This window comes from Hyphomicrobium sp. 2TAF46, assembly GCF_052114865.1.
Lineage (GTDB): Bacteria > Pseudomonadota > Alphaproteobacteria > Rhizobiales > Hyphomicrobiaceae > Hyphomicrobium_B.
Window position 1 is genome coordinate 110780 of sequence record NZ_JBFRFO010000003.1, and the last position, 26673, is coordinate 137452.

The following is a 26673-nucleotide window of genomic DNA, read 5'->3' on the forward strand; positions in this document are numbered from 1 at the left end:
CCAACAAATCACATGCGTTTGACCTAATCGCCTTTGTCCTTGAGCTTCCGCAAGCCTCGGCAAACAATAGAGCTTTCTAAGAAAGCCGATTGCCAAGGCGGGGAAGCGCGAGGAGTGATGATCGTGTTCTGCTAACGACGAACGCGGTGCGTTCAACCCTCACAGACAGCTTGTCACTCGTTCGGGGCGTCTCGGACGAAGCGCCGCCTCATGGCCAATTCCATGACGGAGAAAGACCATGGCTAAGATCGTATGTGTTCTCTACGACGACCCGGTAGGGGGCTATCCCAAATCGTATGCTCGGGACGATATCCCGAAGATCACCAAATATCCCGACGGCCAAACCACGCCGACCCCATCGGCAATAGATTTCAAGCCGGGTGAATTGCTCGGCAGCGTGTCAGGCGAACTCGGGCTTCGCAAGTTCCTGGAGAAGGCCGGACACACTCTCGTCGTGACGTCCGACAAAGACGGCAAGAATTCCAAGCTCGATCAAGAACTGCACGACGCCGAAATCGTCATCTCGCAGCCCTTCTGGCCGGCCTACATGACGGCCGAGCGCATTGCGAAAGCTCCGAAGCTGAAGATGATCGTGACCGCCGGTATCGGCTCCGATCACACAGATCTGCAAGCTGCCATGGATCGCGGCATCACCGTGGCAGAGGTCACGTACTGCAACAGTAACAGTGTCGCCGAGCACGTCGTGATGCAGATCCTCGCGCTCGTGCGGAATTATATTCCTTCGTACAATTGGGTGATCAAGGGCGGCTGGAATATCGCCGATTGCGTCTCCCGCTCGTACGATCTCGAAGGCATGCATATCGGCACGGTCGCGGCCGGCCGCATCGGTCTGCGCGTCCTCCGCCTGCTCAAGCCTTACGACGTCCATCTCCATTACATGGATCGCCACAGGCTGCCGGATGCGGTCGAGAAGGAACTCAACCTGACGCATCACACCTCCGTCGAGAGCCTGACCAAAGTTTGCGACGTCGTGACGTTGAATTGCCCGCTTCATCCCGAAACCGAGCACATGATCAACGACAAGACGCTGAAGAACTTCAAGCGCGGTGCTTATCTCGTAAATACCGCGCGCGGTAAACTGTGCGATCGGGATGCAATCGTTCGTGCGCTCGAAAGCGGCCAGCTCGCCGGGTATGCAGGCGACGTCTGGTTCCCGCAGCCGGCGCCACAGGATCATCCCTGGCGGACGATGCCCTATCACGGGATGACGCCGCACATCTCGGGCACATCGCTTTCAGCCCAGGCGCGCTATGCGGCCGGAACGCGAGAAATTCTCGAGTGCTACTTCGCAGGCAAGCCAATTCGGAACGAATATCTGGTCGTTCAGGGTGGCAAGCTCGCTGGCGTCGGCGCCCACTCCTACAGCGCCGGTAATGCCACGGGCGGCTCGGAAGAAGCGGCCAAGTTTAAACGCTAACGGACGGTTTGGCGGACGCCGTCAATGGCGCGTCCGCCATTCCCTTGAAATCCAGCTTATCGAAGAGGGTCGAATGGATCAGCGTGTCGGCGCGGTCGAAGGTTTGTCGTGGCTCAAGGAACGGCCGTGGCGAGCTTCTGTTCTGGCAGGCTTCGGCGGATTTCTGATCATCGGCGCGCTCGCGCTGGTGAGGGACGCGACCACGCTCCCGCTCATTATCCCGCCGTTCGGAGCATCCTGCGTGCTCGTATTTGGCGCTCCGGCAAGTCCGTTTGCGCGCCCAAGGAACGTTATTTGCGGACATCTGATAGCGGCCTCGATGGGTTTCCTGGCGACCGCGTTGTTCGGATTCGGTGTGCTGGGTATCGCCACCGGAGTTGGTTTTGCGATCGCTGCGATGATGATGACGGATACCGTCCACCCGCCGGCGGGAGCAAACCCGATCGTCGTGGCGTTGCTGCACCCGGACCTGTCGTTCCTCGTCGTACCGGTTCTGATAGGAGCGACGGCAATCGTTGCAAGCGCCAAGCTTTACAATGCGCTGTGCAGAACCATCGCGGTTGCCGGTTAGCGCCGGGCAAACAAATTGATGGCGCGACCCGCCTCGGGGCCGCGCCATCGGTTGGAAAGCAGAGAGCACGTTTTAGCTAGGCAGTCCCCAAATCGTCAGTGAGCCGCCGAGAGCTGTGTAATTGCTGAGGGATGCATACCCGCCAACGGCGCCAAGTCCGTCGGTTGGATTGGTCAATCCGGCGGCGAGACCTATGCCGGCCCATCCACCAACGCCCGAGTAGACACCGAGGTACTGCTTACCCTTGTGCTCGTAGGTGAAGACGTTGCCGATGATCCCGGACGGCGTTTTATATTTGTAGAGTTCCTTGCCGTCTTTCTGATCGACGCACTTGAAATAACCTTCGAGAGTGCCGAAGCAGGCTAAGCCGCCGGCCGTCGTCAATGCGCCTGACCACACCGAGAACTCTTCTGGCTTCGACCAGACGATCTTGCCCTTGGACGCGTCCCAGGCGATGAAGTTGCCCATGTTGGTTCCGCCTGGCGCCGGGAACATGGAGAGCGTGGCGCCCACAAAGGGCTGACCGGCCGTATACGAAACCTTGAAGGGTTCGTAGTCCATGCAAACGTGGTTCGTCGGAACATAGAAAAGTCCCGTCATCGGCGAATACGATGCCGGTTGCTGGTCCTTAGAGCCGAGAGCCGCGGGGCAAACGTTCTTGGTATTGAAGTCCTGGCCATTCTTGAACGTCGATTTGCTTGCGACGCGCACGGGGCGGCCATAATCCGCACTGTTTGGATCGAGGTCGATGCTTGTCGCCCAATTGACGGCAGGATCGAACTTGTCGGCGACGAGCGGAAGGCCGCTCTTGCGATCGAGCGTATACCCGAAGCCGTTGCGATCGAAGTGCACGAGCACGTTGTGCTTTTCTCCTTTGATGTCCATGTTATCTGCGAGGATCATCTCATTGATGCCGTCGTAGTCCCATTCATCGAACGGCGTCATCTGATAGGCCCATGCCGCCATGCCCGTATCCGGGTTGCGAGCAAAAATCGTCATGGTCCATTTCTGGTCGATCGGTTTGCCGCCAGGGCCCGCGCGTTGCACCGGGTTCCACGTTCCCGGATTTGCCGTGCCGTAGTAGACTAGGTTCAGTGCCGGGTCGTAGGCGTACCAGCCCCATGTCGAGCCGCCGCCGATTTTCCACTGGTCGCCGTTCCATGTTTTGAGAGAACTATCCGCTCCGACCGGTTTGCCGAGCGACATGGTCTTTTCCGGGTCGATCAGCATTTCCTTATCGGGCCCGGTCGAGAAAGCGCGCCAGGCCAGCTTGCCGTCCGAAATATTGTAGGCGGTCAGACGCCCATGAATTCCGAACTCGGCACCGGAAATGCCGACAATGACCTTGTCCTTGACGATGAGGGGAGCGCTCGTCCCGGTCTCGCCAACCTTGGGATCACCGTTTTTGACTTTCCAGATTTCCTTGCCGGTCTTGGCATCGAGAGCGACCAGGAAGGTATCGGCCTGATAAAGGAAGATCTTTCCATCCGCATACTGCACACCGCGATTGACGGTATCGCAACACATCACTGGAACGACCGAGGGGTCCTGCTTCGGCGAGTACTTCCACATAATCTTCTGATTATCATCGAGGTTCAGCGCATAGACCAAATTGGGGAAGGGCGTATGCACGTACATCGTGTCGCCGATGACGAGTGGCGAACCCTCGTGACCTCTCAGAACACCGGTTGAGAAACTCCACTGCGTTCTTAACGACCCGACATTCTCGGTATTGATTTGATCGAGCTTCGAATAGCGATGGTTGCTATAGTCGCCTTGCTGCATGGCCCAGTTCTGCGGGTTCTTCGTGGCTTCAACGACACTGTCGTTTGCCAGGGCCGGACCTACTGCGGCGACGAGCAGCCCGATCCCGCAGGTTATTGCGCTTAGTCGCATGACAAATCTCCTTGCGCGCGCCGCCTGCCGATGCGCGGTGGCGTACGCGTCAAAGGCAGATAATCCCAATGACATTTGCGTTTGGCCGTACCAATCAAATGTCATGGAACTATTGACGTGGACGTTGGTTTCGCCACGGGTTACTTATGCTTCGTCAAACACTCCTCGAAACTCTTCTGAGATGCTCGGAGCGATGGCCGCTAATCTGGCAATTCGCCATGAAGGGAGCGAAATAAAATAGTTCGATTTAACTGAGAATGCCGGGATTGCTAGTGGAGTTTGATGATGACCGGAATCTCACTGCATATGGCCGTTGCAGGTCTATTGGCGACAAGCACTCCACTTTTTATCTGCGAAGGTGCGTCAGCCCAGACATTGAGCGATCTCACTCAGGTCTGTGCTGGTTGTCACGGTGATCAGGGGGTGCCGACTGAAAAGACGACGCCTGTCATTTGGGGCCAAAACCGCGATTATCTTTTAAACCAACTTAACGATTTCAAGATCGGGCATCGCAAGAACGAACTCATGTCCCCCGTCGCAGATTCGTTGAGCCGGACGGACATGGAAGAACTCGCGACGTACTACTCGAAGCAGCCGTGGCCGAATCTTCAGCAGCCAGCGCCACCAGCGGACGTGCAGGTCGCCGCCCACGCCGTGCTAAATCCGCTCAATTGCAGAGGCTGCCACCAAATGCACTATCAAGGCGACATGGTAAGGCCGCGCCTTGCCGGTCAGCAGGATGAGTACCTCCTGAAGACGATGACCGACTTTCATACGGGCGAACGGATGAATTACATCGGCATGCACGTCCTGATGAAGTCCGTCGACGAGGCCGCGCTGAAGCCGGTCGCCGCCTATCTCGCAAGTCTGCAAATTGCAGCTCATCCGAAATAGAAAAACCGAACTCGTTGTGCAAAGCGGCGATAGCGCTTAAGCCACCTTCAGCGGCGCGGTGGCGACGGTCGTCACGCCATGATCGTCCGTCCACGCAAATTCAAAAACGCCAGGACCCGGAACGCGCATGTGAAACGCGACATAGGGGTTCGCAGAAATGCCCGGCCCGAACGTCGCGCGGAACACTTGCTGGCCTTCAAACTTCACGACAAAGGCATTGATGATGTCGCGCGGGATAGGCTTGCCGTTCTTGTCGTGACGATTCCCGGTTTCCATGACATGCGTGATGAGCGTCTTGATCTCGATCACCTCGCCGGGATTGGCAATGTCCGGTAGCTTGATGCGCGGATTGGCGGTCATGACGTTTGCTCCTCAGATCCCGCAGCCGCCGATCGTGACTTTGACGAGCGTCGTCGAAATCAGCATCTCGCCGTTTGATTGCTCCGCCAGAACGACGACGTTCTGCGTCTTGGCCAGCCGCATCCGCGTCTGCACGCGCGCGACGGCGTTCGCGGGTGATAGATAGAATGTGGCGACGTGGGCGTGGGGATTTTCCGTCGAGAGAATATGGATCGCCCGCACGTAATCGGCGTCCGTCATTGGGCTTTCGACGGCGATGGTCACCGGCACGAAATTGCCGTTCTCGGCCGTCTCGGGCAAATCGACCGTGACCTTGCCTTCGATGGGCGTGACCGAATCGGCGATCCGCGCGAAATCATCCTTGAATTTTTGACTGGGTGCGAGCGCATTCGCTCCTGCATCCTCGGCGCGAGCGAGATGGGGGAGAAAAGCCGCCGCGGCGGCGCCCGCTGCAACAAACTTCCGGCGGGTTAGAATAGTAATATCGATTGGGTCTGGCACGCGCCAAGCCTCGAAGCGGAAGGTTGGATGTTATATATAGGATACCTCTTCACGGCGCCTCCAGCTTCCTTACCATTTATTTTCCTGACACAAGGTGATCGCCCGTGGCAAATGAGCGTTCGAGAAGGCCGTGAGGTAACGATGGGGCACCTCAGCGGGCCCAAACAAGAGGCGGGGAATGACCGAGATCACGCGCCGCGAATTTGCTCTGCTGACTGCTGGCGCAAGCGTCGCCGCGGCGTCGCAATTGCCGCGTCCGGCACTCGCGGCGGGGTCGGCGAAAATCGTCGTCATCGGCGGTGGCCCCGGCGGCGCGGCCGTCGCCAACCGCTTGAAGTCGGCGGACGCCAATCTCGACGTGACGCTGATCGAACCGAAGGAAAGATATACGACCTGCTTCTACTCGAACATTTATCTCGGCGGGTTCCGGTCCTTCAAATCCATTACGCACGACTACACAGGCGTGAAGAAGCGTGGCATCAATGTCGTCACCGATACCGCGACGGCGATCGATACCACGGCGAAAACCGTGACGCTCGCCCGTGGAACATCGCCTCTGAAGTATGATCGTCTCGTCGTCGCTCCGGGGATCGATTTCAAATACGAGACCATTGAAGGCTATTCGCCGGAAGCGGCCAAAATCATGCCGCATGCTTGGCAAGGCGGCGAGCAGACATGGCTCTTGAAGGAAAAGCTGCTCGCGCTTCCCAATGGCGGACTCGTCGTCGTGTCGGTTCCGCCGAACCCGTATCGCTGTCCGCCGGGGCCCTACGAGCGGGCGTGCATGATCGCCCACTTCCTGAAAACCAAAAAGCCGAACGCCAAGCTGATCCTCTTCGACGCAAAGAAAACCTACTCGAAGCAGGCCGTCTTCGAGGAGGCGTTCGACGAATATTATAAGGGCATCGTCGAAATCAATTTGACGAACGAGATCGACGATTTCAACGTCATCAAGGTCGATGCGAAAACCGGCATCGTGACGACGAAAGCTGGCCGCACGGAGCGCGCCGCGCTCGCCAATATCATTCCCGCGCAGAAAGCTGGTGCGATTGCAAGTCACGCCGGCCTGACGGAGGGTGACTGGTGCCCGGTCCACCCCGAGAATTTCATGTCAATGAAGGCGAGGGACGTTTACGTCCTCGGCGACGCCGCGATCGCGAATGATATGCCGAAGTCCGCCTACTCGGCCGTCAGCCAGGCCGCCGTGGTCGCGACGGACATCATTGCGAGCCTCGAAGGCAAGCCCCGCTTGCCCGGAACATACAGAAACACGTGCTGGTCGATGCTCGCACCCGATAACAGCGCCAAGATCGGCGGCGATTACGTGCCGGCAACCAAGGATGGAAAACCCTATCTCGAAGTCAAAGAGCCGTTCATTTCCAAGCCCGATGACAGCGCTGAGCTCCGCCGCCAGACATATCAAGAGAGCGCCGACTGGTACCGGACGATTGTCGCCGATCTGTTCGGCGAGCTGACGGCGAAGGCGGAGCGCTAATTTCCGCAATCCTTAAGGTTTATCGCGCAGCATCGGTCTGACTGAACGGCGACTGGGGAATCGGCGCGGGGAAAAGTCCGCTTTGCATCCGCAAGTTAGGTTCTGTTGCAGAAACGTGATTAACTCGACTGGGTCACGCCCTGGACCCTCGCACGAGAAATCCCTAGATTGACGTATACGTCAACACTAAATTCAGGGCCTGCCGGTATCTGACGGCGGCTCTTATGGGAGGCACGGAAATGGCACCCGTCATTCTTCTACTGGTGGCAGCGATCGGCTTCCTGACGCTCGGCATGGTCCGCGCGCCGCTGTGGGGCTGGGCCGCGGCCGTAGGCCTCTTCACGCTGCTCACGACCGGCGCGAGCTTCGGTCTCGTCACCTGGATCGCGTGGTTGCCGTTCGTCGCGCTCGCCGTCCTCGCAATTCCATCGGTGCGCCGAAGCCTGGTCATTGCGCCGGTCTTTGCAGGGATCCGCAAAATTCTCCCGAAAGTCTCCGACACCGAAGCCCAGGCCCTCGAAGCCGGGACCGTCGGTTTCGACGCCGAGCTGTTTTCCGGAACACCCGACTGGGACAAGCTCCAGTCCATCCCGCCGATCGAACTCACGGCCGAAGAGCAGGCCTTTCTTGACGGCCCGACCGAAGAACTCTGCCGTCTCATCAGCGACTGGCAGATCCGCCATAACCTGCACGAGATCCCGGACAGCATCTGGGACTTCGTCAAAAAGCACGGCTTCCTTGGCATGCTGATCTCGAAGGAGCACGGCGGCCTCGGATTTTCGCCGCAAGCTCAGTCGCTGATCCTCGGCAAGATCGCGTCGCGCTCGCCTGACGTTGTGACGATCGTCATGGTGCCGAACTCGCTCGGGCCGGGCGAGCTGATCGAGAAGTACGGCACCGACGAACAGAAACACTATTATCTACCGCGCCTCGCCAAGGGCGAGGAAGTGCCCTGCTTCTCGCTGACCGGCCCAACCTCCGGCTCCGACGCCGCTACGATGCGCGACATCGGTCACGTTGCGCGCGGCACCTACCAGGGAAAGGACACCCTCGGCATTCGCCTTTCATGGGACAAGCGCTACATCACGCTCGGACCCAACGCGACGCTCGTCGGCTTGGCTTTCCGCCTTTTCGACAAGGACAATCTGCTCGGCAAGGGCGAGGACATCGGCATCACGCTCGCGTTGATCCCGGCTGATCATCCGGGCGTTAACATCGGACGCCGCCATCTGCCCTCGGGCGCCGCATTTCCGAACGGTCCGAACTGGGGCAACGACGTTTTCATCCCGATCGACTGGGTCATTGGCGGCGAAGCGATGGCCGGCAACGGCTGGCGCATGCTGATGGAATGCCTATCCGCCGGGCGCGCGATCTCGCTTCCGTCGTCCGCCACGGCAGGCGCGAAGATGATGCTGCGGGTGACGTCCGCCTATGGGCGCATCAGGAAACAGTTCGGGCTGCCCGTTTCGCGCATGGAGGGCGTCGAGGAGCCGCTCGTCCGTATCGTCGAAGCCGCTTACGTCAACGAGGCGGCCCGGGCGATGACCGCCGCGATGGTCTCGCGAGGCGAGAAGCCGTCGGTCATCTCCGCGCTGATGAAATATCAGACGACCGAGAAAATGCGCCGCGCTGTCAACGACGCGATGGACATCCACGGCGGCCGCGGTATTTGCGACGGTCCCGCGAACTACCTACAGTCGGCTTACCAGATGGTTCCCGTGGGCATCACCGTCGAAGGCGCCAACATCCTGACGCGCACGCTGATCACGTTCGCGCAGGGCGCGCTCCGCTCGCACCCATACCTCTACAAGGAAGTCCAGGCGGCGCAGGACACCGATAAGCAACGCGGCCTCGATGACTTCGAAGACGCGTTCAACAATCACATCGCCTTCTCGCTTTCGAACGCCACCGGCGGCTTCGTTCACAACGTGACGGGCGGAGCGTTCGTCACGGCGCCAGAGAACGCGCTGCGCATGTCGCACTGGTATCGCCAGCTTGGACGCGCCAGTCGCTCTTTCGCCTTCGTCGCCGATCTGACGGTCGCGCTGCTTGGAGGCGGCCTCAAGACAAAGCAGAAGATCACGGGCCGGATGGCAGACGCGCTGTCGGAACTCTACATGCTCTCGGCGACGCTGAAGCGCTACGACGACGACGGCCGACCCGTAGGCGATGAGCAGATCGTCGAGCTTGCCGCGCAGAATGCTCTTTACCGCTTCCAGGAAGCGATCTCCGGCGTGATCGACAACTTCCCCGTCGGCTGGGCGCGGCCGCTGATGCGCGTCGTCGTGTTCCCGCTCGGACGCCGTTTCAAGCCCGCATCTGACGCGTTGGGCCACCAGGTCGCCCGCCACGCGTTGCAGCCGGGTGAAGTACGCGATCGCTTGACGCGACAGATTTTCGTCTCCAAGGACGTCAACGATCCGACCGGCATCCTCGAAGTGACGCTGGAAAAGGTGATCGCCGCTGAACCCATCGAAAAGAAGCTCGAAAAAGCGATCCGCGAAGGGACCGTCCAGCGTTATCACGGCATCGACTGGTTTGCGGAGGCGCAAGCGAAGAGTGTCATCACCGCAGCGGAGGCCGATCAGCTCCGCGAGGTTGAGCAGCTCGTCGCGCGCGTGATCGCGGTCGATCATTTCGATCCGGCGGAGTTGAAACCGAATTATGTGACGCTCGGCCATAACGCGCGTGGTGCCGAGAGCCTGGCAGCGGAATGACCCAGGCTGAAGTCTCGAACTGTTGAGGTGAGTAATGACGGACGTACCGGTGCAGGCGAGTGAACCGCAGTTGAAGGACTGGCGCTTCAAGATCGATGGCGAGGGCATTGCCTGGGCGACCTTCGACCGGGAAGGCGAAAGCGCCAACTCGCTCGGGCGGCGGCCAATCGAAGAGTTGAACGCGATCATCGAGCGCGTCGAAGCGGAAGTCAGAGCGAAGACTGTGCGCGGCCTCGTCATTATGTCGGGCAAGGAGCGTGGCTACATCGTCGGCGCCGATATCCGCGAGTTCGAGACATTTCAAAGCGAGCAGGACGTCATCGCGGCTCTGAAGCCGGTCAATGATCTGCTCGACCGTATCGAAAAGCTTCCCGTGCCGGTCGTCGCCGCCATTCATGGCGTCTGCGTCGGCGGCGGCTTGGAACTAATCCTCGCCTGCCATTACCGCATCGCGACCCGCGATGACTCGACACGCGTCGGCTTCCCGGAAGTGAAGCTCGGCATCTTCCCAGGCTTCAACGGCACCGCGCGCTCGATCAAGCAGGCCGGCCCGATGGCGGCGATGCAACTGATGCTGACAGGCGGCATGATCCGCGCCACCGTCGCGAAGGCTCAGGGCCTCATCGATCAGCTCGTCGGCAGCCCGGGAGAGCTGCAGTGGGCAGCGCGCAAGGCCGTGCTGCAGAACCGCCGTTCGAAGTCGGCGGGTCTCGCCAAGATGCTGCTGAGCAAATGGCCCGCGCGCGGACTGCTCGCCAAAAAAATGCGGCAGGAGACGGCGAAAAAGGTTCGCGAGGATCACTACCCCGCACCCTTCCGTTTGATCGACCTCTTCGAGAAATACGGCGGCGATCTCGACACGCTGAAGCGCGAGGAGACCAAAGCGTTCGCGCCGTTGATGGTGTCGGATACCTCGCGCAACCTGCGCCGCGTTTTCCGCCTGACGGAACTTCTGAAGGGCCAAGCGCCGAAGGGCTTCAAATGGCGACCGAGCCGCGTTCACGTCATCGGCGCCGGTACGATGGGCGCCGACATTGCCGGCGTCTGCGTTGCCGCCGGCATGGAAGTGACGCTCCAGGATATCTCCGCCGAGCAGCTCGAGAAGGGCATCAAGGCGCAAGGCAAGCTCTTCGCCCGCAAGTTCAAGACCAAGCCGACGCGTGACGCCGCGAAAGCGCGTCTCATAGCTGATCCCGAAGGCAAAGGCATCGGCCGCGCCGACGTCGTCATCGAGGCGATCGTCGAACGGCTCGACGTCAAGCAGAAGCTCTTTGCCGACCTCGAAACGAAGATCAAAGCCGGTGCCGTGCTCGCGACGAACACGTCGTCGCTGAAGCTTGAAGACATCGCCGCGCCGCTGAAGGACCCCGGCCGCCTGATCGGCCTGCACTTCTTTTCGCCCGTCGCGCAGATGCCGCTCGTCGAGGTGGTACGCGGCGCCAATACGCGCGACGAAGAAGTAAAAAAAGGTGCGGCCTTCGTCACGGCAATCGACAAGTTCCCGCTGATCACGAAGGACGTCCCGGGCTTCCTCGTCAACAAGGTGCTGACCCCCTATATGTTCGCGGCGATGAAGCGTCTCGAAGAGGGCGAGGACAAGGAGAAGATCGACGAAGCAGTGCGCACGTTCGGGATGCCCATGGGTCCGATCGAGCTTGCGGACAACGTCGGACTCGACATCTGCGCCCACGTCGCGAAGATTCTCGGCCAATCGAGCGAAGGCTCGAGGCTCGACCGGCTCGTGGCGTCCGGCCGTCTCGGCAAAAAAACCGGCGAAGGCTTCTACGTCTGGAAGGACGGTAAGCCCGTCAAGTCGGACAAGAAATTCTCGAAAGCCGATCTTGACCGCCTTGGACGCGAACTTGTCGATCCGATGATCGTAGAAGCGCAGAGAACGCTCGATGAGGGCGTCGTCGAAACCGCCGACCTCGTCGATGCGGGCATGATTTTCGGCACCGGCTTTGCGCCGTTCCGCGGCGGTCCTCTGCATTACAAGAAGAGCTTGAGCGCCGCTGGTGGCGCTACGCCGTCTCCGCACGCCGCAGCTGCCGAATAGTTTGGGAGAATGAGATGACACGAGAACTCCGGCGCGTTGCAGTTATTGGCGGTGTCCGCATCCCGTTCTGCCGTTCGAACACGTTTTATGCCGACCTTTCCAATCTCGACATGATGGCAGCTTCGTTGAACGGGCTCGTCGATCGGTTCGGACTGAAGGGCCAGCACATCGACGAGGTTGTCGGCGGCGCGGTCGTCACGCACTCGAAGGATTTCAACCTGGCGCGCGAAGCTGTTCTGTCGACGAAGCTCGCGCCCTCGACGCCGGGCGTGACGCTCATCCAGGCATGCGGAACGTCGCTGCAATCGGCGCTGATGTCGGCTGCTAAAATCGCGTCGGGCGAAATCGAAAGCGCGATCTCCGTCGGCTCCGACACGACGTCGGACGCGCCGATCGTGTTCTCGAAGAAATTTTCAAAACGCCTCGTGGGCGCTCAGCAAGGCAAGACCACGCTCGACAAGATCAAGGTTTTCAAGGGGCTCTCGCCCACCGAGCTTGCGCCGCAACCCCCGAGCGTCGCCGAGCCGCGCACCGGCCTCACGATGGGCCAGCATTGCGAGTTGATGGCACAGGAGTGGCACATCCCGCGCGCCGATCAGGACCAGCTCGCCTACGAGAGCCACAAGAAGGGCGCTGCCGCCTATGACGAAGGCTACATGGACGATCTCGTGGTTCCTTGCGCGGGGGTCTATCGCGATAACAACTTGCGCCCCGACATCACGCTCGAAAAGCTCGCAAGCCTGAAGCCCGCGTTTGAAAAGTCCGAGCGCGGAACGCTGACGGCCGGCAATTCGACGCCGCTCACCGATGGTGCCGCGACCGTTCTGCTCGCGTCCGAACAGTGGGCGAAGGAACGCAATCTCCCCGTCCTCGCGTATCTGACGTATGGCCAGCACATCGCGAACAATTTCGTCGGCGGCGACGGGCTGCTGATGGCGCCGACCATCGCCGTCTCGAAGATGCTCGACCGCGCCGGATTGACTCTGCAGGACTTCGATTTCTACGAACTCCACGAGGCCTTCGCCGCGCAGGTGCTGTGCACGCTCAAGGCTTGGGAAGACGCCGAATACTGCAAGACGCACCTCGGTAAGAACGCGCCGCTCGGCTCCATCGATCGCGCGAAGCTCAACGTCAAAGGCTCGTCCCTGGCATTCGGCCACCCCTTCGCCGCAACGGGCGCACGTATCGTTTCAAACCTTGCCAAGCTTTTGTCGACGAAGGGCGGACGCGGCTTGATCTCCGTCTGCACGGCTGGCGGCATGGGCGTAACGGCCATCATGGAAGCCCCGAACACGATTGAGGCGCGCGCCGCGGCGTAATGCGCCGAAGACAAGACTCGGGCCTTCCGTTGCGCTATTCACCTTGCGGCGGAAGGAACGAGGGATGCGCATGGCCGCGAAGGACGACAAGCAACTCGATGCGGCGCGCGCGCTGGTCCGTGACCTAGCAGGCCGCCTGAACACCGATGGCTGGGTGCGGTTGTGGGACGGCACCCGCTTGCCGCTGGGCAGCGCGCCAAAATCCGACTTCGAGATATCGATCCGCGATCCCGGCGTTATTGGCGCGATCCTCCGCCATCCGTCGCTTGATTCAATCATCCGTCAGTACGTCGAAAAGGGCATCGACTTTTCGGGCGGAACGCTCGTCGATTTCGGATTGGGCCTGCAGGATGGCCGCAAGTCCGTGAAGATGAAGCCGGCGGAGTTCGCGAGCATTGCTCTGAAGCTGTCGCCGTTTCTGTTCGCGAAAACCGCGGACGCGCGCGACGCGCATGGCTTCGAAGGCGAGATCACCGGTAAGAACCGCAAGACCGAAGACAACAAGGCCTTCATCCAGTTCCACTACGACCTGTCGAACGATTTCTACGCGCTCTTCCTTGATCCCGAGATGGTCTATTCGTGCGCGTACTACACGGATTGGTCGAACGGCGTCGAGCAGGCGCAGCACGACAAGCTCGAGATGATCTGCCGGAAACTCCGGCTGAAGCCCGGCGATCGCATGCTCGACATCGGCGCCGGATGGGGCGGTCTCCTTTGTCATGCGGCGAAGAACTATGGCGTCGTCGCGCACGGCGTCACGCTGTCGGAAGAGCAGCTCGCCTTCGCCCGCGCTAAGGCGAAACGCTTGGGCATCGACGACCGCGTGACGTTCGAGCTCAACGACTACTCGAAGCTGACAGGCACCTACGACAAGATCGCCTCGATCGGCATGTACGAGCACATCGGACTGAAGAACATTCCGGCGTACATGAGCAAGGTCCGCTCGCTGCTCGCCGACGAAGGATTATTCCTCAACCACGCCATCTCGCGCCGCGCCCATAAGCCGAAAACCGGTTGGCTGAAATCGCGCATGCGCCCCGAGAAGAAGGCCATCGCGAAATACATCTTTCCGGGCGGCGAGCTGGACGACATCGGGCATTCGATCGCGGCCATGGAACGGGCAGGGTTCGAGGTCCACGACGTCGAAGGCTGGCGCCTGCATTACGCGCGAACGTGCCAGCTCTGGTGCGAGCGGCTGACCACCAACCGCGAGCAGGCCATCGCTTACGTGGGCGAAGAGAAATACCGCATCTGGGTCGCCTATCTCGCCGGCGTCAGCTTGGCGTTTTCGCGCGGGACGCTGCGTCTCTTTCAGACGCTCGCCTCGAAATCAGCGAAACGGAACCCCGTTCTGCCGCCAACGCGCGCCGATCTCTACCGCTGAGCCCGATCAAGTATTTTTCTTGAGATGCTCCTCGCAGCGCGCCCGGATTTCGTTGAGATCGGCAAGCGAACGCTCGATGTCGTGGCGCTTCGTTTCGAGATCGCCAATGGCCGCTGTCACCTTGTCCAGCAGGTGCCGCGTCTGCGTCAGTTGCGCAGGATCGGAATCGTAGAGGGAAAGATAACCGCTCACGTCTTCGACCGTGAACCCGAGGTTGCGGCCACGCAGGATGAGGATCAGCCTCGCCCTGTCGCGCCTCGAATAGCGCCGCGCAGTTCCGACGCGCTCCGGCGAAATCAATCCGCGGCTCTCATAGAAACGGATGGCCCGCGTCGTGATGCCGAATTCTTTGGCGAGCGCCGAAATCGTGTACGCCGGTTCGTGTGGCGCATCCTGACGGGATGCGGAAGCTTGGAACGAGTCCGTATTCTTGACGCTCATGCTGGTCGGCCGCTCTTGGCTTGTTCGGCGACCAACTCTTTCTTGGAAAGCTTGCCGATCATCGTCTTCGGCAAGCTGTCGCGAAACTCGATCGCCGCCGGCATCTCGATCCGGGAAATCTTCGGCTGCAAATGCTTCAGGATGTCTGCCTCGGTCGCCGACATCCCGCTTTTCAACTTGATGAATGCTTTGGGTGCCTCGCCGCGATAGGCGTCCGGAATGCCTATGACGGTCACCTCTTCGACGGCCGGATGCGTGTAGATCGCCTCCTCGATGCGCCGCGGATAGACGTTATAGCCAGAGCAGATGATGAGATCCTTGATACGGTCGACGATCGAGAAATATCCGTTCTTGTCCATGATGGCGACGTCGCCAGTACGCAGAAAATCTCCGACGAACTGCTTCTCGGTTTCGGCCGGTTTCTTCCAATAGCCCTTCATGACTTGCGGACCCTTGGCGCAAAGTTCGCCGCGCTCGCCTTGCGCCACTTCCTTCGTCGGATCATCGATATCGCGAAGCGAGATGGTGGTGCCGGGCAGCGGTGGGCCAATCGAGCCCGCAATGGGTTCGCCCTGAACGGGATTGCAGGTGAGAACAGGGGAGGTTTCGGAAAGGCCGTAGCCCTCGACGACCTTCGCCCCGGAGACCGCTTCGAACTTGAGCTTCACCTCAAGCGGAAGAGGCGCTCCGCCCGAAAGGCAAAAGCGAAGCGACGAGACGTCATAGGATTTGAAATCCGGGTAGTTGAGCATTGCCGTAAAAATCGTTGGCACGGCAGGCAAAACGGTCGGCCGCTCCTTGTTCAAGAGCTTGAGGGCTTCAAGGAGCTGAAAGCGCGGAATCAAGATGATCTTGGCGGCGAGTTCGATCCCCATGTTCATAACGACGGTCATCGCAAAGACGTGGAAGAGGGGGAGCGCGCCGAGAATGCTCTCCTTGCCGGGCTCCAGGTCGACACCCCACGCGGCGATCTGAGCGGTGTTTGCTGTGAGATTGGCGTGCGTCAGCATTGCCCCTTTGGGCGTGCCCGTCGTGCCGCCGGTATATTGCAGCACCGCGATGTCTTCGTCGGGATCGATATCGACCCGGCTCATGCGCGAGGATGTCGCTGCAAGCGTGCTGCCGTTTACGATCTGAGCCGCCGCGCGGGACGAACGGACGTCCGCGACATCTTTCCTTTTGAAGAGACGAAAGAGCACAGATTTGACCGCCGGCAGCACGCTGGCGAAGGGCACGACCACCGCTCGCGCGATTGCGCCGCTGTCCAGCAATGCCTCAGTCTTCGAAAACAGCATCGTGAGATCATGCGTCACCATGATCTCCGTCTCGCTATCCTTGACCTGGAAGCTCAGTTCCTCAAGAGTATAAAGTGGATTGAAATTTACGACCGTCCCGCCGGCCTTAAGTATTGCAAAATAATAAATAATAAATGTCGGAGTGTTGGGAAGTAGTAGACCAACTTTAGTTCCCCGCTTTACTCCGATGGATTGTAGCCCTGCCGCTACGCGATCGACCTCGGCCCCGAGCATCGCATAGGTCGTCGTTTGCCCGAGGAAGCTGATCGCCGGATTGCCGGGAAAACGGTTCACCGCCCGCTCGAGAAGCTCGGGCACCGGCCGCGTGGGAATCGGCATGTGCCAATCGATCCCCTTGGGGTAATGATCAACCCACAAGGGGGAAAGCGTGACCGCTTGAGATACTTCGGGTTTCATGATTTTCCGGGTAGTTGGGTCTTGTTATGTCCGGATAATATTTACTTCGCCGAAGCTTTCGAACGCTTGAAAGCTTGCTGCAATATTAGTCAAGTTCGGGCTCGGAAAGCTAGCGTCCGATCGCTTCAATCCCGTCTCGTCGAGTATAACTTTTCGGACCTATCCTATGAGCCCGGAAGGAGCGCGACGGTCCGCACCTAGACTTGCCGGTTGTTTAAGGATAAGTGACCCCCCCGCTTGCTGATGTAATGGTCTTGGCTTAGGTAGATGCCAAGCAAAACTGGCCCATCGCAGACATTGCGAGGGTGGGAGAGGCCGATGGACGAAGTCGCGACGAAGGTTATCGAAATCCTCAAGAAGCATATGAAGGAGCCGCGCGACGACATCTCGCTCGACACCCAGCTAACAGATCTCAAGATCGAGTCCCTTGATCTTGCGATGATCGTGTTCGACATCGAAGATGGCTTTGGGATCGAGATCCCATACAACGCCAACGAGGAAGTCGAAGCATTCAAGACTGTTGGCTCGGTCGTGGATCGGGTGAAGTCGCTGATCGCCGCGAAGCAGGCTTCCGCAGCCAAAGCTTAACGGTCTCGCGGCGTCTTCTGACGTAACGGGTATGAATTGCCGGAGGCCCCCTATCGGGGCTTCTGTGCGTTCACCAGACAAGAAAGATTGATTGATGTCGAATGGTAAACCGGGACGCCGCGTCGTCGTCACGGGCCTCGGAGTTGTAACTCCGATTGGGTCGACTGTCCCTGAGTTCTGGGCCAGTTTGAAGGCCGGGAAATCCGGTGTCACCCCGCTCGCCGGCTTTCCGTTGGACGACCTCAAGATTCTGATCGCTGCGCAGATCAAGGATTTCGATCCGAAGCAGCGTCTGAAGCATTTCAAGCGCGACCGCATCATCACGCTCGCGGACCGCTATTCCTGGTTCGCCGCGGCAGCCGCGGACGAGGCGATCAAGATGGCAGGCCTCGATATGCCGCTGGCCGATCCTTACCGGTCGGCATGCATCATCGGTTCGGGCGCCGGTGGCCTCACGACATTTGAGACCGCATACCGCGACCTCTTCATTCACAACAAGCGCGCGACCCATCCGCTGACGCTCCTGCGCATCATCGGTTCGTCTGCTGCTGCTCACGTCGGCATCGAATTCGGCGTCAAGGGACCGACGTTCGCGACCTGCTCCGCATGCTCGACGGCAACGCACGCCATCGGCATCGCGCGCGATTACATCCGTGACGGCATGGCTGACGTCGCCATCGCAGGCGCATCGGAATCCGTGATCAACTATGGCACGATGAAGGCCTGGCAGGCGCTGCACGTTCTCTCGCCGGAAGGCTGCTTCCCGTTTGCCAAGAAGCGCAACGGCACGGTTCTCGCCGATGGCGCCGGCATCCTCGTTCTCGAGAGCCTCGAGCACGCGCAGGCGCGCGGGGCCACGATCCTCGCCGAGCTTCGCGGCTTCGGCATGGCCTCCGATAGCCAGGACATGGTCAAGCCGACTGTAGAAGGCCCGAGCATCGCCATGCAGACGGCGATCGAGGAAGCTGGCATCACGCCGGACGAGATCGATTATCTCAACGCCCACGGAACCGCGACGGCAGACAACGACATCAACGAGACGAAGGCGATCAAGAACGTCTTCAAAGATCACGCCTACAAGCTCGCGATCTCCTCGACGAAGTCGATGCACGGTCATCCTTTGGGAGCCGGCGGCGGCATCGAAGCCGTCGCGACCATCATGGCCATGCGTGAAAGCTTTGCGCCCGCGACCATCGGGCTCGATGAGCCGGGCGAGGGCTGCGATCTCGATTACATTCCGAACGTCGGCCGCGAGATGAAGCTCAGATACGCGATGTCGAATTCGCTCGCGTTCGGCGGCTTGAACACATCACTGGTTTTCGGACCGGCACCCTGATTTGGCTCCCGGCGCTCGTCTCGCAGGGCTTGCACCGGGCGCTCTTCGCAATTGCAGCATGGCAATTCGCCGCTCATCCGACGAATCCGGGCAACTTTCGCTCTTCTACAGGCATTTTGTTCTGGCTGAGATGCTCGAAGCCCTTGAAGGCAGGCAGCCTCAATGAGACACTTCGCGTCTGCGACCGTTATATGCTCCCGGTCGCGAAGCTGATCGGGATCATACGGTATGCGGAAGATCGTAATCCAGGCCGGGGGTGTTTCTATTCGAGCGCGATTGCTCGATACGCCGACGGCCGAGCGCATTTGGGCCGCGCTGCCGATCCAGTCCGCCGCCCGCACGTGGGGTGAAGAAATCTATTTCGACGCGCCGGTCTCGTCCGAGGCTGAGCCTGACGCGCGCGTCGTGGTCAAGGCGGGCGACATCGTCTTCTGGCCCGATGGCGATGCGATCTCGATAGGTTTCGGCCCGACGCCGCTATCGAAAACACGCGGTGAAATTCGTCTTGCCGGTCCCTGCAACGTCTGGGCTCAGGCGCTTGACGATGTTCGCCTGCTGAAATCCGTTCATCCCGGCGTCGCCATCTCCGTCTCCGAAGCCGACGCTTGAGCTCGCGTCGCTGCATATCGGCGCTTGAGCTTTCCGGACGATACGCGTGACGACACTCGCAACTGTTGCCTGCATCGACGATCTCCGGCGATTGGCGCACCGTCGCGTGCCCTTCGATGTCATGGGCTATTATGAATCAGGCTCGTATTCAGAATCGACTCTCAACGCCAATCTCCGCGATCTTGCCAGTATAAACATTCGTCAGCGCGTTCTTGCGGGCGCCGCAAATCGCGATCTCACGCAAAGCATCCTCGGCAAATCCGCGGCGCTGCCATTCGCGCTCGCGCCCGTCGGCTTGAGCGGATTGGCTTATCGCGATGGAGAAATCGCCGCCGCGCGAGCCGCAGAAAATGCTGGCATTCCCTATGCGTTGAGCACGCTCTCGATATGCTCGATCGAGGATGTTGCCTCCGCGGTCGCAAAGCCTTTCTGGTTCCAGCTCTATTTCATGAAGGACCGCGCCTTTGTGGCGGATCTCATCGCCAGGGCCCGAGCCGCAAATTGCTCTGCGCTCGTTTTGACGGTCGATCTCCAGGTGCTCGGCCAACGCCACCGTGACATTCACAGCGGCCTGACGGTGCCCCCGCGCATCCAGCTGGCTACCATCGGACGCACGCTGTCCAGGCCCGCGTGGATTGCCAACGTCCTGATGGGGAAAAGGAAGACCTTCGGCAACGTCCACGGCCGCATTCAAGGGACGGAGGGGCTCAAGTCTTACAGGGATTGGATCGGCAGCCAATTCGATCAGGAGCTATCGTGGGACGATGTCGCCTGGGTTCGCGAGCGTTGGCCCGGCAAGCTCGTCATCAAGGGAATACTCGACGTCGATGATGCCCGCCTGGCTGCCCGGACGGGCGCGAGTGCCATCGTCGTCTCGAACCATGGCGGCCGCCAGCTCGACGGCGCAGTATCGTCGATTTCAATGCTCCCCCGCATCGCCGACGCGGTCGGATCCGACATTGAAATCATGTTCGACGGCGGCATTCGAAGTGGGCAGGATATCTTCCGCGCACTCGCGCTCGGAGCGAGATCCTGCCTCATCGGCCGCAGCTATCTTTACGGCCTCTGCGCCGCGGGCCAAGCGGGCGTCAGCAAAGCCATCGACATCATCGCCAAGGAGCTCGACGTGACGATGGCGCTCGCCGGAGTACGCACGATCGATGACATCTCCAAACGCAATTTGGAGACTTAGCATTTGTCCTGCTCGCGCAAGCGCTCGCTCATTCGCGCTAGTAGGCGTTCTTGCCCGTTGCCAGCGATAGGGGCGTCAAAGCGATGATGTAAAGGTCGAACAGAACCGACCAGTTGTCGATATAATGCAGATCGTGCTCGACGCGGCGCACGAGCTTCTCACGTGTGTCGGTTTCGCCGCGCCAGCCGTTGATCTGCGCCCAACCCGTGACACCGGGCTTCACGCGGTGGCGGGCGAAATAACCTTCCACGACATCCTCAAAGAGATCCCGCTCGGCCTTGGATCCCGTCGCATGGGGACGCGGACCGACGAGCGACATCTGACCTTTTACGACGTTGATGAGTTGCGGCAGTTCATCAAGGCTCGTACGCCGGATGAAGCGGCCAACCCGGGTCACCCGAGGATCGCCGCGGGTAACCACCTTGCTTCCCGTCGCATCCTGCTGCTCGACATACATCGAACGGAACTTCAAGACCTCGATCAGCTCGTTGTTGAAGCCGTATCGCTTCTGACGAAAGAAGATAGGGCCTTTGCTGTCGAGGCGAACCGCCAGAGCCACAAGTGCCATGACGGGCGCCGCCATGAGAAGCAACAGCGTTCCAAGTACCCGGTCCTCGACGTTTTTAACCACCCGGTCCCAGTCGCTTAACGGCTTGTCCATCATCGCCAGCATCGGAACGCGGCCGATGAAGCTCAAGGTGCGTGTGGCGAAGCGAAGCTTGGAGTTCAGCGCCGAGACGCGGATATCGACTTGGAGCGTGAACAGTTTGCGGAGGATCTGCATAAGCCGTTCTTCGGCGCGCGCCGGAACAGTGACGATCAGAAGATCAACCCCGGCCACGCGACAAAAATCTGCGAGGTTTTCAAATCGTCCAAGCCGAGCGATGTCGGCACAGCTTCCGGAAACCCGCTCGTCCTGTCGATCATCGAAGATGCCAAGGATCTGCATATGGTTGGTCGGATCGGACTTGAGCGCTCGGATAAGATCGTCGGCATCTTTGCCGCCGCCGACAATCACCGTGCGCCTGACGAGTAAGCCGGCGCGCGTCAGGCGATCGATACTGCATGCCGCAACGGAGCGGACAACGCACAGAAGAAGTGCCGACACTTCCATCCAAGCTGCGACTTCGCGGGGAGCGACAGTCTTCTGGTCGAACAGAAATGCGAAACCCGAAATTCCGAGTGCGACGGCCGCGAGCGATACCAGAACCTTGAAGACCTGCGGTACGAACCGGCGCAGCGACGGGATCGAATACGACCATTGTTGATGCAGCACGCCAACGGTCAGCAGCGCGAGCAACGTCGTTGCCGCGAAGCTCGTCCACGATGGCGCGAACGGCGCGTCCCGCAGTAAAAACGATAGCGGCCAAGCGGCGACAATCGACGAGACATCAGCGGCGGCAACAGCGAAGAGCAGCTTCGGCCGCGAAGCGTTGCCGCGCCAATCGAAGAAGAGCTTCCTCGCCCAAACCGACAACCGCTCGCGGTCGCCGGGGCCGATGTTCTCGATGACCAATTGGGCGGAACCTGACTCTTCAGCCATTTGCGGGAGCCCCGAAAAGCACTCCTTTACGGGGGCTTTCGTGAGGCTCCGGTAAAAATGTCGAAGATGCGAACGAAGAATAGGCGAGAAGCGAGATATCGATGGCCTTAGGATAAATGAGACTTTATCGCGCGGCTCAATATGGGACCTGATCGGGTGTCGTCGTCAGAGATACACTCACCCATGTCTTTACGCGGATAGATTATATCCTCCTTCGCCTATAGGCCTTCTCGGGACTAATGAAATGAGCGGGCCAACCTCTCGACCCGCTCACTCGATCCTTCAGCCATGCTCCGGTTTTTGCTTCTGCTGGTGCGGATGAGGACGCTCGATATGCGGATGGCCCTGAGGGTGCGCGGACGCCAAATTCGGAGGCCGGACATTTCGGTGTTCGGGAGCATGCTCGAAGTGACGTTCAGATTGCGGATGCTGAGCACCCGTTCTGTTCGCGAGTTTGGCAGAGCCATTGACCTGAGGATGTTGGCCGTTGGGCAGGCCCGGATGCACATTCGCCAGCTTGGTCTGACCGGCGGGCATAACCGGCTGCCCGGCTTTTCCAGCAATTCCGCCGTGTCCGGGAAATACGCCCGGCTTGGACGTGGCGGTTATACTCGGAGCGCCATGGTTCACCGAGGCAAAAAGCGCCTTGTTCGTGCTGGCTGTGTGCTGGTGCTGAACCTGTAGCGATGTTGGTGCGAAGTGATGCTCCTGGCCGGCTTGTATCTCCGTAGGAGTCGGCTTGGCGACGATACCGCCATTGCCGCCATTGAAGCTCACATGCTGCACGTTGTTGTTTACGACGACCGTATTGTAGGTGTTGTGAATGATCGTCGTGTTCACATGCGTGACGGACGTATTGTAAAAGAATGCACCGTGGTCCCAGTGGCCGCCCCAGTATCCTGACCCGGTGTAGCCGCAGCCATAGTTGATGCCGCCATAGAAGCCGATATGTGGCCCCCAGTAGCCGGCATGCCAAATATAAAAACCGTCCTGCCAACCCCAGTAACCCGGCGTCCACAACAGCCCGACCTGAGGGGCACGGACCCAGGTTCCTGGAACCCAATAATAGCCGTCCTCATCGTAGGCCCAGTAGCCCGGCGCCCAGATGAAGTTCGGGCCTGGAGCGATCGGTTGAACGTAAACCGGCAGCGCCGGCGGAGCGACGTTGATCGATAGGAAGACTCCCGCCGATGCTGGAACCGCTAGAAATCCGGAGAGCAACAGTGGTAACGCGAGCATTGCTGCGCACACCGTGGTGTGGCCACAGTCGAATTTTCTGATGTTCATAATTTAGCCCCTGATGCGAAATTTGTCCGATCACGGGCGATCAAGCTCGAACGGGGTGGCAAAAGTTGCGCTTTGAGGCCGCAGTATGTGGCCTAGGTCATAGTGCTTAGGCCGTTCCGCCAAAGCAGGCAGGCTGAGCCTAAGTTCAGTCGGGGAATTGGTTCGCCCTCGCGCATAAAGCCAATGCTCGCGGCTCGTCTGTCTGATGCGGAAGAGAGCTACCTAGGCGCCTGCCGATGGATTCTTTATTCGCACAAACGGTCAAACAAGTTGGCGCCCAGTTATTCACTCTGTCCGGGCAGGCGTGCCTCCCATCCGCCGCCACGTACGCCCGTCCAATAGGATTTTCGGAACAGGCGACGCGTGTAGTCAATGTCGAAGGTGTTGAGCGGGACATCCTCATACGACGGTTGGTATGGCGCCATAGCAAATTTGAAAATGGCACGCGCGTTGACGGTGATCTGCTTGAAATCGAACGCCGTGACTAATGGTGTGCGAAGGCGCTTCTCGTCGTTAGACTGATCGGCTTCGCGACGCGCAATGTACTGCGCGCTTTCGTTCGTCGCCACGGTATTGCCGTCGAGCAGGAAATAGGCTGAAAAGCGCCGCTGGCTTTCAGATGGGAAAAGGAATGGGTCACCTGAGCCGATATCACGAAACGTAAAGTTTCTCTTCGCGACAAAGCCGAAGGACTTCGGATATGGCTTCGGGTCAATGAACGCGTCCAACCTGACGGAGGCGACTAAGATGTCTCCAATCAGTTGCGCGGCATCCGTTCGCCGGCTAGTGGCGATAGTTCCCAAATCCCACACTGTTTCGAGCCGCGCCGCAGATCCGGGAAGTGCAACAAGCAATCGCCCACCTTGTTGGTGCTTGCGCGCGATGGCTTGAACCATAGCTTCATCGATCAGGCCTGCCGCATGGCTCGCGATTTCTGTCCAACTTCCTGCGTTACAATTGAATGCGTCGGCTAATTTCTGGTCCGCTGTTTCGCCTACAAATGCGAATGGCGCGATCAACGCGCCAAAGCCAACACCCGTGACGACTGAAAAATCGGGTCGATCACCCGTTTCACCCCAGCCAAGCAGCAGTCCGGCTGCGAACGGCGTGCGGAAGCCGTCAGCCGAAATAGCTAGTAATGCCGGTTCCAGCGTCGCGTGGGCCTTTTGACGTCGGGCGCTAAAGCGCCCTTGATTTTGCAAGCGCGTAAATCCGGCCTCGATTGACTCTGGCTCTGGTCGAGACCAGCAGTGCGCCCAGGCGCTCCGGGAAAATTCGTAGGACAGCGCGGGCTTGCTGGCGGTAAGGGCCGCGAAGGCCGACAGCCAAGCGACCAGCGGGCCCCGGTGCGAACGCAATCTCACGAGGACATTTCCCGTTCTGCGAAAATCGGAGGATTTTTTTCTTGGTCGCTTAGGCATGTAGGTGTGCGAATTGAGCGATCAAGCGACGACGGGAAGGCCTACGAGGTTGGCAGCGAGCCTGTTTGGTCTCGCTTGGACGAGCTTCGGGCAACACTTTTGTCGTCGATCAAGGTGAGCACCTTTTTTGCGCACCGTCCCAGATCATAATCGGGCATCCTGAGTGCCTGGTATTAGTATAAGTTATTCATCTTGCTGGTGAGCCCGCCAGGACTCGAACCTGGAACCAGACGGTTTTTCCTGTGATCCGGCATGATCTGCGTTGACCTCGCATGATCCGACAAAACGATCAGAAAGCCCGATAAAACAAGCTATTATGGATGTATCTGATCGGGCCTTGTCGGGTCAGCGCGGGTCACCTAAGGTCGGAAAAGCAGATCATATTCCAGATCATATTCCGACGGTTACGAATGACGACGCAACTGCTTCCGTTCACTGACAAGTCCGTAAAAGCAGCCGCCTATCTCGGAAGGGGGCTCGCAACTGAGTACCGGATTGAAGGGAATCCGGGTCTCGTCCTCGTGGTCAGGAAGCCGGGTCTAAGCCAAACCAGTAGTCGGGGATGGCGCTTCCACTACAGCACCCAGCGCGACGGGCGTCAGATCAAGCGACGCGTAGGACTTGGCGATTATCCGCGCGTTACCTTGTCGGAAGCGCGTCGGAAATCCGCTGATCTCTTGGAGCGCGTAAAGACGGATGGCGATGTCGTCGAGCATGAGCGCGCAAAACGTCAAATTACCGACCGTGCGGCACTCACCTTTGGCGATCTGCTTGATGACTACCTCGAAGCGCGGAAAGACTTGGCGCGGATCAAAGAGGTCGAACGCGAGCTGCGGAAGGATGCAATTCCCGCGCTGGGCGCAAAGCACCCGGCCTTGATCACCGCCGGAGATATCGACGAAGTGGGCCGCGCCATTCTGAACCGTGGCTCAAAGGCTATGGCATCACGGTTCGTCATGCATTTGAAGGCGCTCTACAACTTCGTGATCCTCGATCAACCTAGTCTAGCAGAGCGTTACGGGATCACCTCGAATCCCGCGGCGATGCTCGGTCGACGCAGGAGAGGTGCGGGCGGTAGTTATACGAAACCGAAGGCGCGAGAGCGCATTCTAGACGATCCTGAGATCGCAAAATGGTGGCGGGCACTAGACGATAGCGAGAAGCGTCTTGGGACGAAGTTGGCACTCAAGCTCGTCCTGGTGACCGCACAGCGACCAGGAGAGGTGAGGCGAGTACGAAAGCAGGACCTCCACCTAACCGCTGCCGAGCCCTATTGGATCATTCCCGCCGAGCACTCCAAAAACCGGCGCCAGCATTACGTGCCCCTGTCGCACCTGGCCGTGCAGCTCTTCACCGAGGCAGCAGCCGCCAGTTCGGACAGCGGTTCGCTGTTTGTCTTTCCGAGCCCTGACGATACAGAGCATCCCATCGCGGATGTCGTGCTGCCATCAGCCCAGCGCGATCTCTTCGTCAATACTCTTAAGTCAACGACGCCTGCCACCGTTCATGATCTCCGTCGTTCGGCGGCCACGGGCATGCGACGTCTGGGGATCAATCGTGACACCGTCGGGATGGTGTTAAACCACACCGCCAAGGGCGTGACCGCGGAGCATTATGACTGGCATGATGGCGCCAAAGAGAAGCGGGCAGCGCTCGACGCCTGGGCGAGGCATCTGGGGCGCGTTTTTGAGTGACATCGAGCTAGCGGCGAGGCTCGGCTTGGTTAGGTGTTACCGCTTTCACATTCAGCCTCGATTGTGGCTTTGGCCAAGGTGATCGACTTTAGTGTCCGAGCAAGTGCGCGAGCCAAGGGGCGCAGACAGGGATCAAGATGAGAGACAACCAGATGGCAATTTCGAGTATCGACGGAAATGCCTTCTGAATCGGTTTTCCGATCCTCGCCAGCAGCGCCA

The 26673-nt window shown here is 59.5% G+C and carries 21 protein-coding genes; 13 read left to right on the forward strand and 8 right to left on the reverse strand.

The genetic code is table 11. The features are described 5' to 3' along the window. The first annotated feature begins 238 nt into the window (after positions 1-238). Together AB4Z24_RS07255 and AB4Z24_RS07260 are read left to right on the forward strand one after the other, a co-directional pair. Positions 239-1438, forward strand: a complete 1200-nt coding sequence (locus AB4Z24_RS07255) for an NAD-dependent formate dehydrogenase (protein ID WP_441707010.1) — start codon at positions 239-241, stop codon at positions 1436-1438. 73 nt (positions 1439-1511) lie between these two features. Then, on the forward strand, positions 1512-2009 hold the full coding sequence (locus tag AB4Z24_RS07260; RefSeq protein WP_441707012.1) for an HPP family protein: 498 nt from the start codon (positions 1512-1514) through the stop codon (positions 2007-2009). A gap of 72 nt (positions 2010-2081) precedes the next feature. Here the strand turns inward: AB4Z24_RS07260 and AB4Z24_RS07265 are convergent, their stop codons facing one another. Next, positions 2082-3905 (reverse strand): methanol/ethanol family PQQ-dependent dehydrogenase, encoded by a 1824-nt coding sequence (locus AB4Z24_RS07265; RefSeq protein WP_441707014.1) that lies wholly within the window; start codon positions 3903-3905, stop codon positions 2082-2084. A 285-nt stretch (positions 3906-4190) separates the two neighbouring features. On the opposite strand from AB4Z24_RS07265, the gene AB4Z24_RS07270 reads away from it, so the two are divergent. After that, entirely contained in the window at positions 4191-4799 is a 609-nt protein-coding gene (locus AB4Z24_RS07270; RefSeq protein ID WP_441707016.1) for a c-type cytochrome, read from the forward strand. Positions 4800-4835: 36 nt separating this feature from the next. Here AB4Z24_RS07270 and soxZ read toward each other — a convergent pair whose 3' ends face one another. Together soxZ and soxY are read right to left on the reverse strand one after the other, a co-directional pair. After that, positions 4836-5159 (reverse strand): thiosulfate oxidation carrier complex protein SoxZ, encoded by a 324-nt coding sequence (gene soxZ / locus AB4Z24_RS07275; RefSeq protein ID WP_441707018.1) that lies wholly within the window; start codon positions 5157-5159, stop codon positions 4836-4838. Positions 5160-5171: 12 nt separating this feature from the next. Next, the gene (gene soxY, locus AB4Z24_RS07280) at positions 5172-5660 is read right to left on the reverse strand and encodes a thiosulfate oxidation carrier protein SoxY (protein WP_441707020.1); all 489 of its coding nucleotides are present in this window, start codon (positions 5658-5660) and stop codon (positions 5172-5174) included. 178 nt (positions 5661-5838) lie between these two features. Here soxY and AB4Z24_RS07285 point away from each other — a divergent pair, with 178 nt between their 5' ends. The 5 genes from AB4Z24_RS07285 (at position 5839) to AB4Z24_RS07305 (ending at position 14631) form a co-directional block, all read left to right on the forward strand. Next, positions 5839-7155, forward strand: coding sequence for an FCSD flavin-binding domain-containing protein (locus tag AB4Z24_RS07285; RefSeq protein WP_441707022.1), 1317 nt, complete (start codon positions 5839-5841; stop codon positions 7153-7155). Positions 7156-7394: 239 nt separating this feature from the next. Further along, on the forward strand, positions 7395-9872 hold the full coding sequence (locus tag AB4Z24_RS07290; protein ID WP_441707023.1) for an acyl-CoA dehydrogenase: 2478 nt from the start codon (positions 7395-7397) through the stop codon (positions 9870-9872). A gap of 34 nt (positions 9873-9906) precedes the next feature. After that, positions 9907-11928, forward strand: coding sequence for a 3-hydroxyacyl-CoA dehydrogenase NAD-binding domain-containing protein (locus tag AB4Z24_RS07295; RefSeq protein ID WP_441707024.1), 2022 nt, complete (start codon positions 9907-9909; stop codon positions 11926-11928). Between the two features lie 14 nt (positions 11929-11942). Continuing rightward, the gene (locus tag AB4Z24_RS07300; RefSeq protein ID WP_441707026.1) at positions 11943-13247 is read left to right on the forward strand and encodes an acetyl-CoA C-acetyltransferase; all 1305 of its coding nucleotides are present in this window, start codon (positions 11943-11945) and stop codon (positions 13245-13247) included. Positions 13248-13317: 70 nt separating this feature from the next. Continuing rightward, a complete protein-coding gene (locus AB4Z24_RS07305) occupies positions 13318-14631 on the forward strand; it encodes a class I SAM-dependent methyltransferase (RefSeq protein WP_441707027.1) in 1314 nt (437 codons plus the stop codon). 6 nt (positions 14632-14637) lie between these two features. On the opposite strand, the gene AB4Z24_RS07310 is transcribed toward AB4Z24_RS07305, so the two are convergent. Both AB4Z24_RS07310 and AB4Z24_RS07315 read right to left on the reverse strand, forming a co-directional pair. Next, a complete protein-coding gene (locus AB4Z24_RS07310) occupies positions 14638-15072 on the reverse strand; it encodes a MerR family transcriptional regulator (protein WP_441707029.1) in 435 nt (144 codons plus the stop codon). Beyond that, positions 15069-16706 (reverse strand): long-chain-fatty-acid--CoA ligase, encoded by a 1638-nt coding sequence (locus AB4Z24_RS07315; protein ID WP_441707031.1) that lies wholly within the window; start codon positions 16704-16706, stop codon positions 15069-15071. Before AB4Z24_RS07315 ends, AB4Z24_RS07310 begins: the two co-directional genes overlap by 4 nt. A gap of 396 nt (positions 16707-17102) precedes the next feature. Between AB4Z24_RS07315 and AB4Z24_RS07320 the strand changes: the two genes are divergently transcribed. The 4 genes from AB4Z24_RS07320 to AB4Z24_RS07335 all read left to right on the forward strand — a co-directional run bounded on the left by AB4Z24_RS07320 (position 17103) and on the right by AB4Z24_RS07335 (position 20509). Further along, positions 17103-17372, forward strand: coding sequence for an acyl carrier protein (locus AB4Z24_RS07320; protein WP_045836129.1), 270 nt, complete (start codon positions 17103-17105; stop codon positions 17370-17372). Between the two features lie 94 nt (positions 17373-17466). Further along, on the forward strand, positions 17467-18708 hold the full coding sequence (locus AB4Z24_RS07325; protein WP_441707034.1) for a beta-ketoacyl-[acyl-carrier-protein] synthase family protein: 1242 nt from the start codon (positions 17467-17469) through the stop codon (positions 18706-18708). A 228-nt stretch (positions 18709-18936) separates the two neighbouring features. Continuing rightward, positions 18937-19317 carry a cyclophilin-like fold protein gene (locus AB4Z24_RS07330; protein WP_441707036.1) on the forward strand — a complete coding sequence of 127 codons (381 nt, stop codon included), beginning with the start codon at positions 18937-18939 and terminating at the stop codon, positions 19315-19317. A 46-nt stretch (positions 19318-19363) separates the two neighbouring features. Then, positions 19364-20509 (forward strand): alpha-hydroxy acid oxidase, encoded by a 1146-nt coding sequence (locus AB4Z24_RS07335; RefSeq protein WP_441707037.1) that lies wholly within the window; start codon positions 19364-19366, stop codon positions 20507-20509. Positions 20510-20546: 37 nt separating this feature from the next. Here the strand turns inward: AB4Z24_RS07335 and AB4Z24_RS07340 are convergent, their stop codons facing one another. The 3 genes from AB4Z24_RS07340 to AB4Z24_RS07350 all read right to left on the reverse strand — a co-directional run bounded on the left by AB4Z24_RS07340 (position 20547) and on the right by AB4Z24_RS07350 (position 24235). Beyond that, entirely contained in the window at positions 20547-22052 is a 1506-nt protein-coding gene (locus tag AB4Z24_RS07340) for an undecaprenyl-phosphate glucose phosphotransferase (protein WP_441707039.1), read from the reverse strand. 282 nt (positions 22053-22334) lie between these two features. Next, positions 22335-23339, reverse strand: coding sequence for a YXWGXW repeat-containing protein (locus AB4Z24_RS07345; RefSeq protein ID WP_441707041.1), 1005 nt, complete (start codon positions 23337-23339; stop codon positions 22335-22337). Positions 23340-23620: 281 nt separating this feature from the next. Continuing rightward, on the reverse strand, positions 23621-24235 hold the full coding sequence (locus AB4Z24_RS07350; RefSeq protein WP_441707043.1) for a hypothetical protein: 615 nt from the start codon (positions 24233-24235) through the stop codon (positions 23621-23623). 935 nt (positions 24236-25170) lie between these two features. Between AB4Z24_RS07350 and AB4Z24_RS07355 the strand changes: the two genes are divergently transcribed. Next, complete coding sequence (locus tag AB4Z24_RS07355) at positions 25171-26454, forward strand: tyrosine-type recombinase/integrase (RefSeq protein WP_441707045.1); 1284 nt, start codon at positions 25171-25173, stop codon at positions 26452-26454. The last annotated feature ends 219 nt before the right edge of the window (positions 26455-26673 follow it).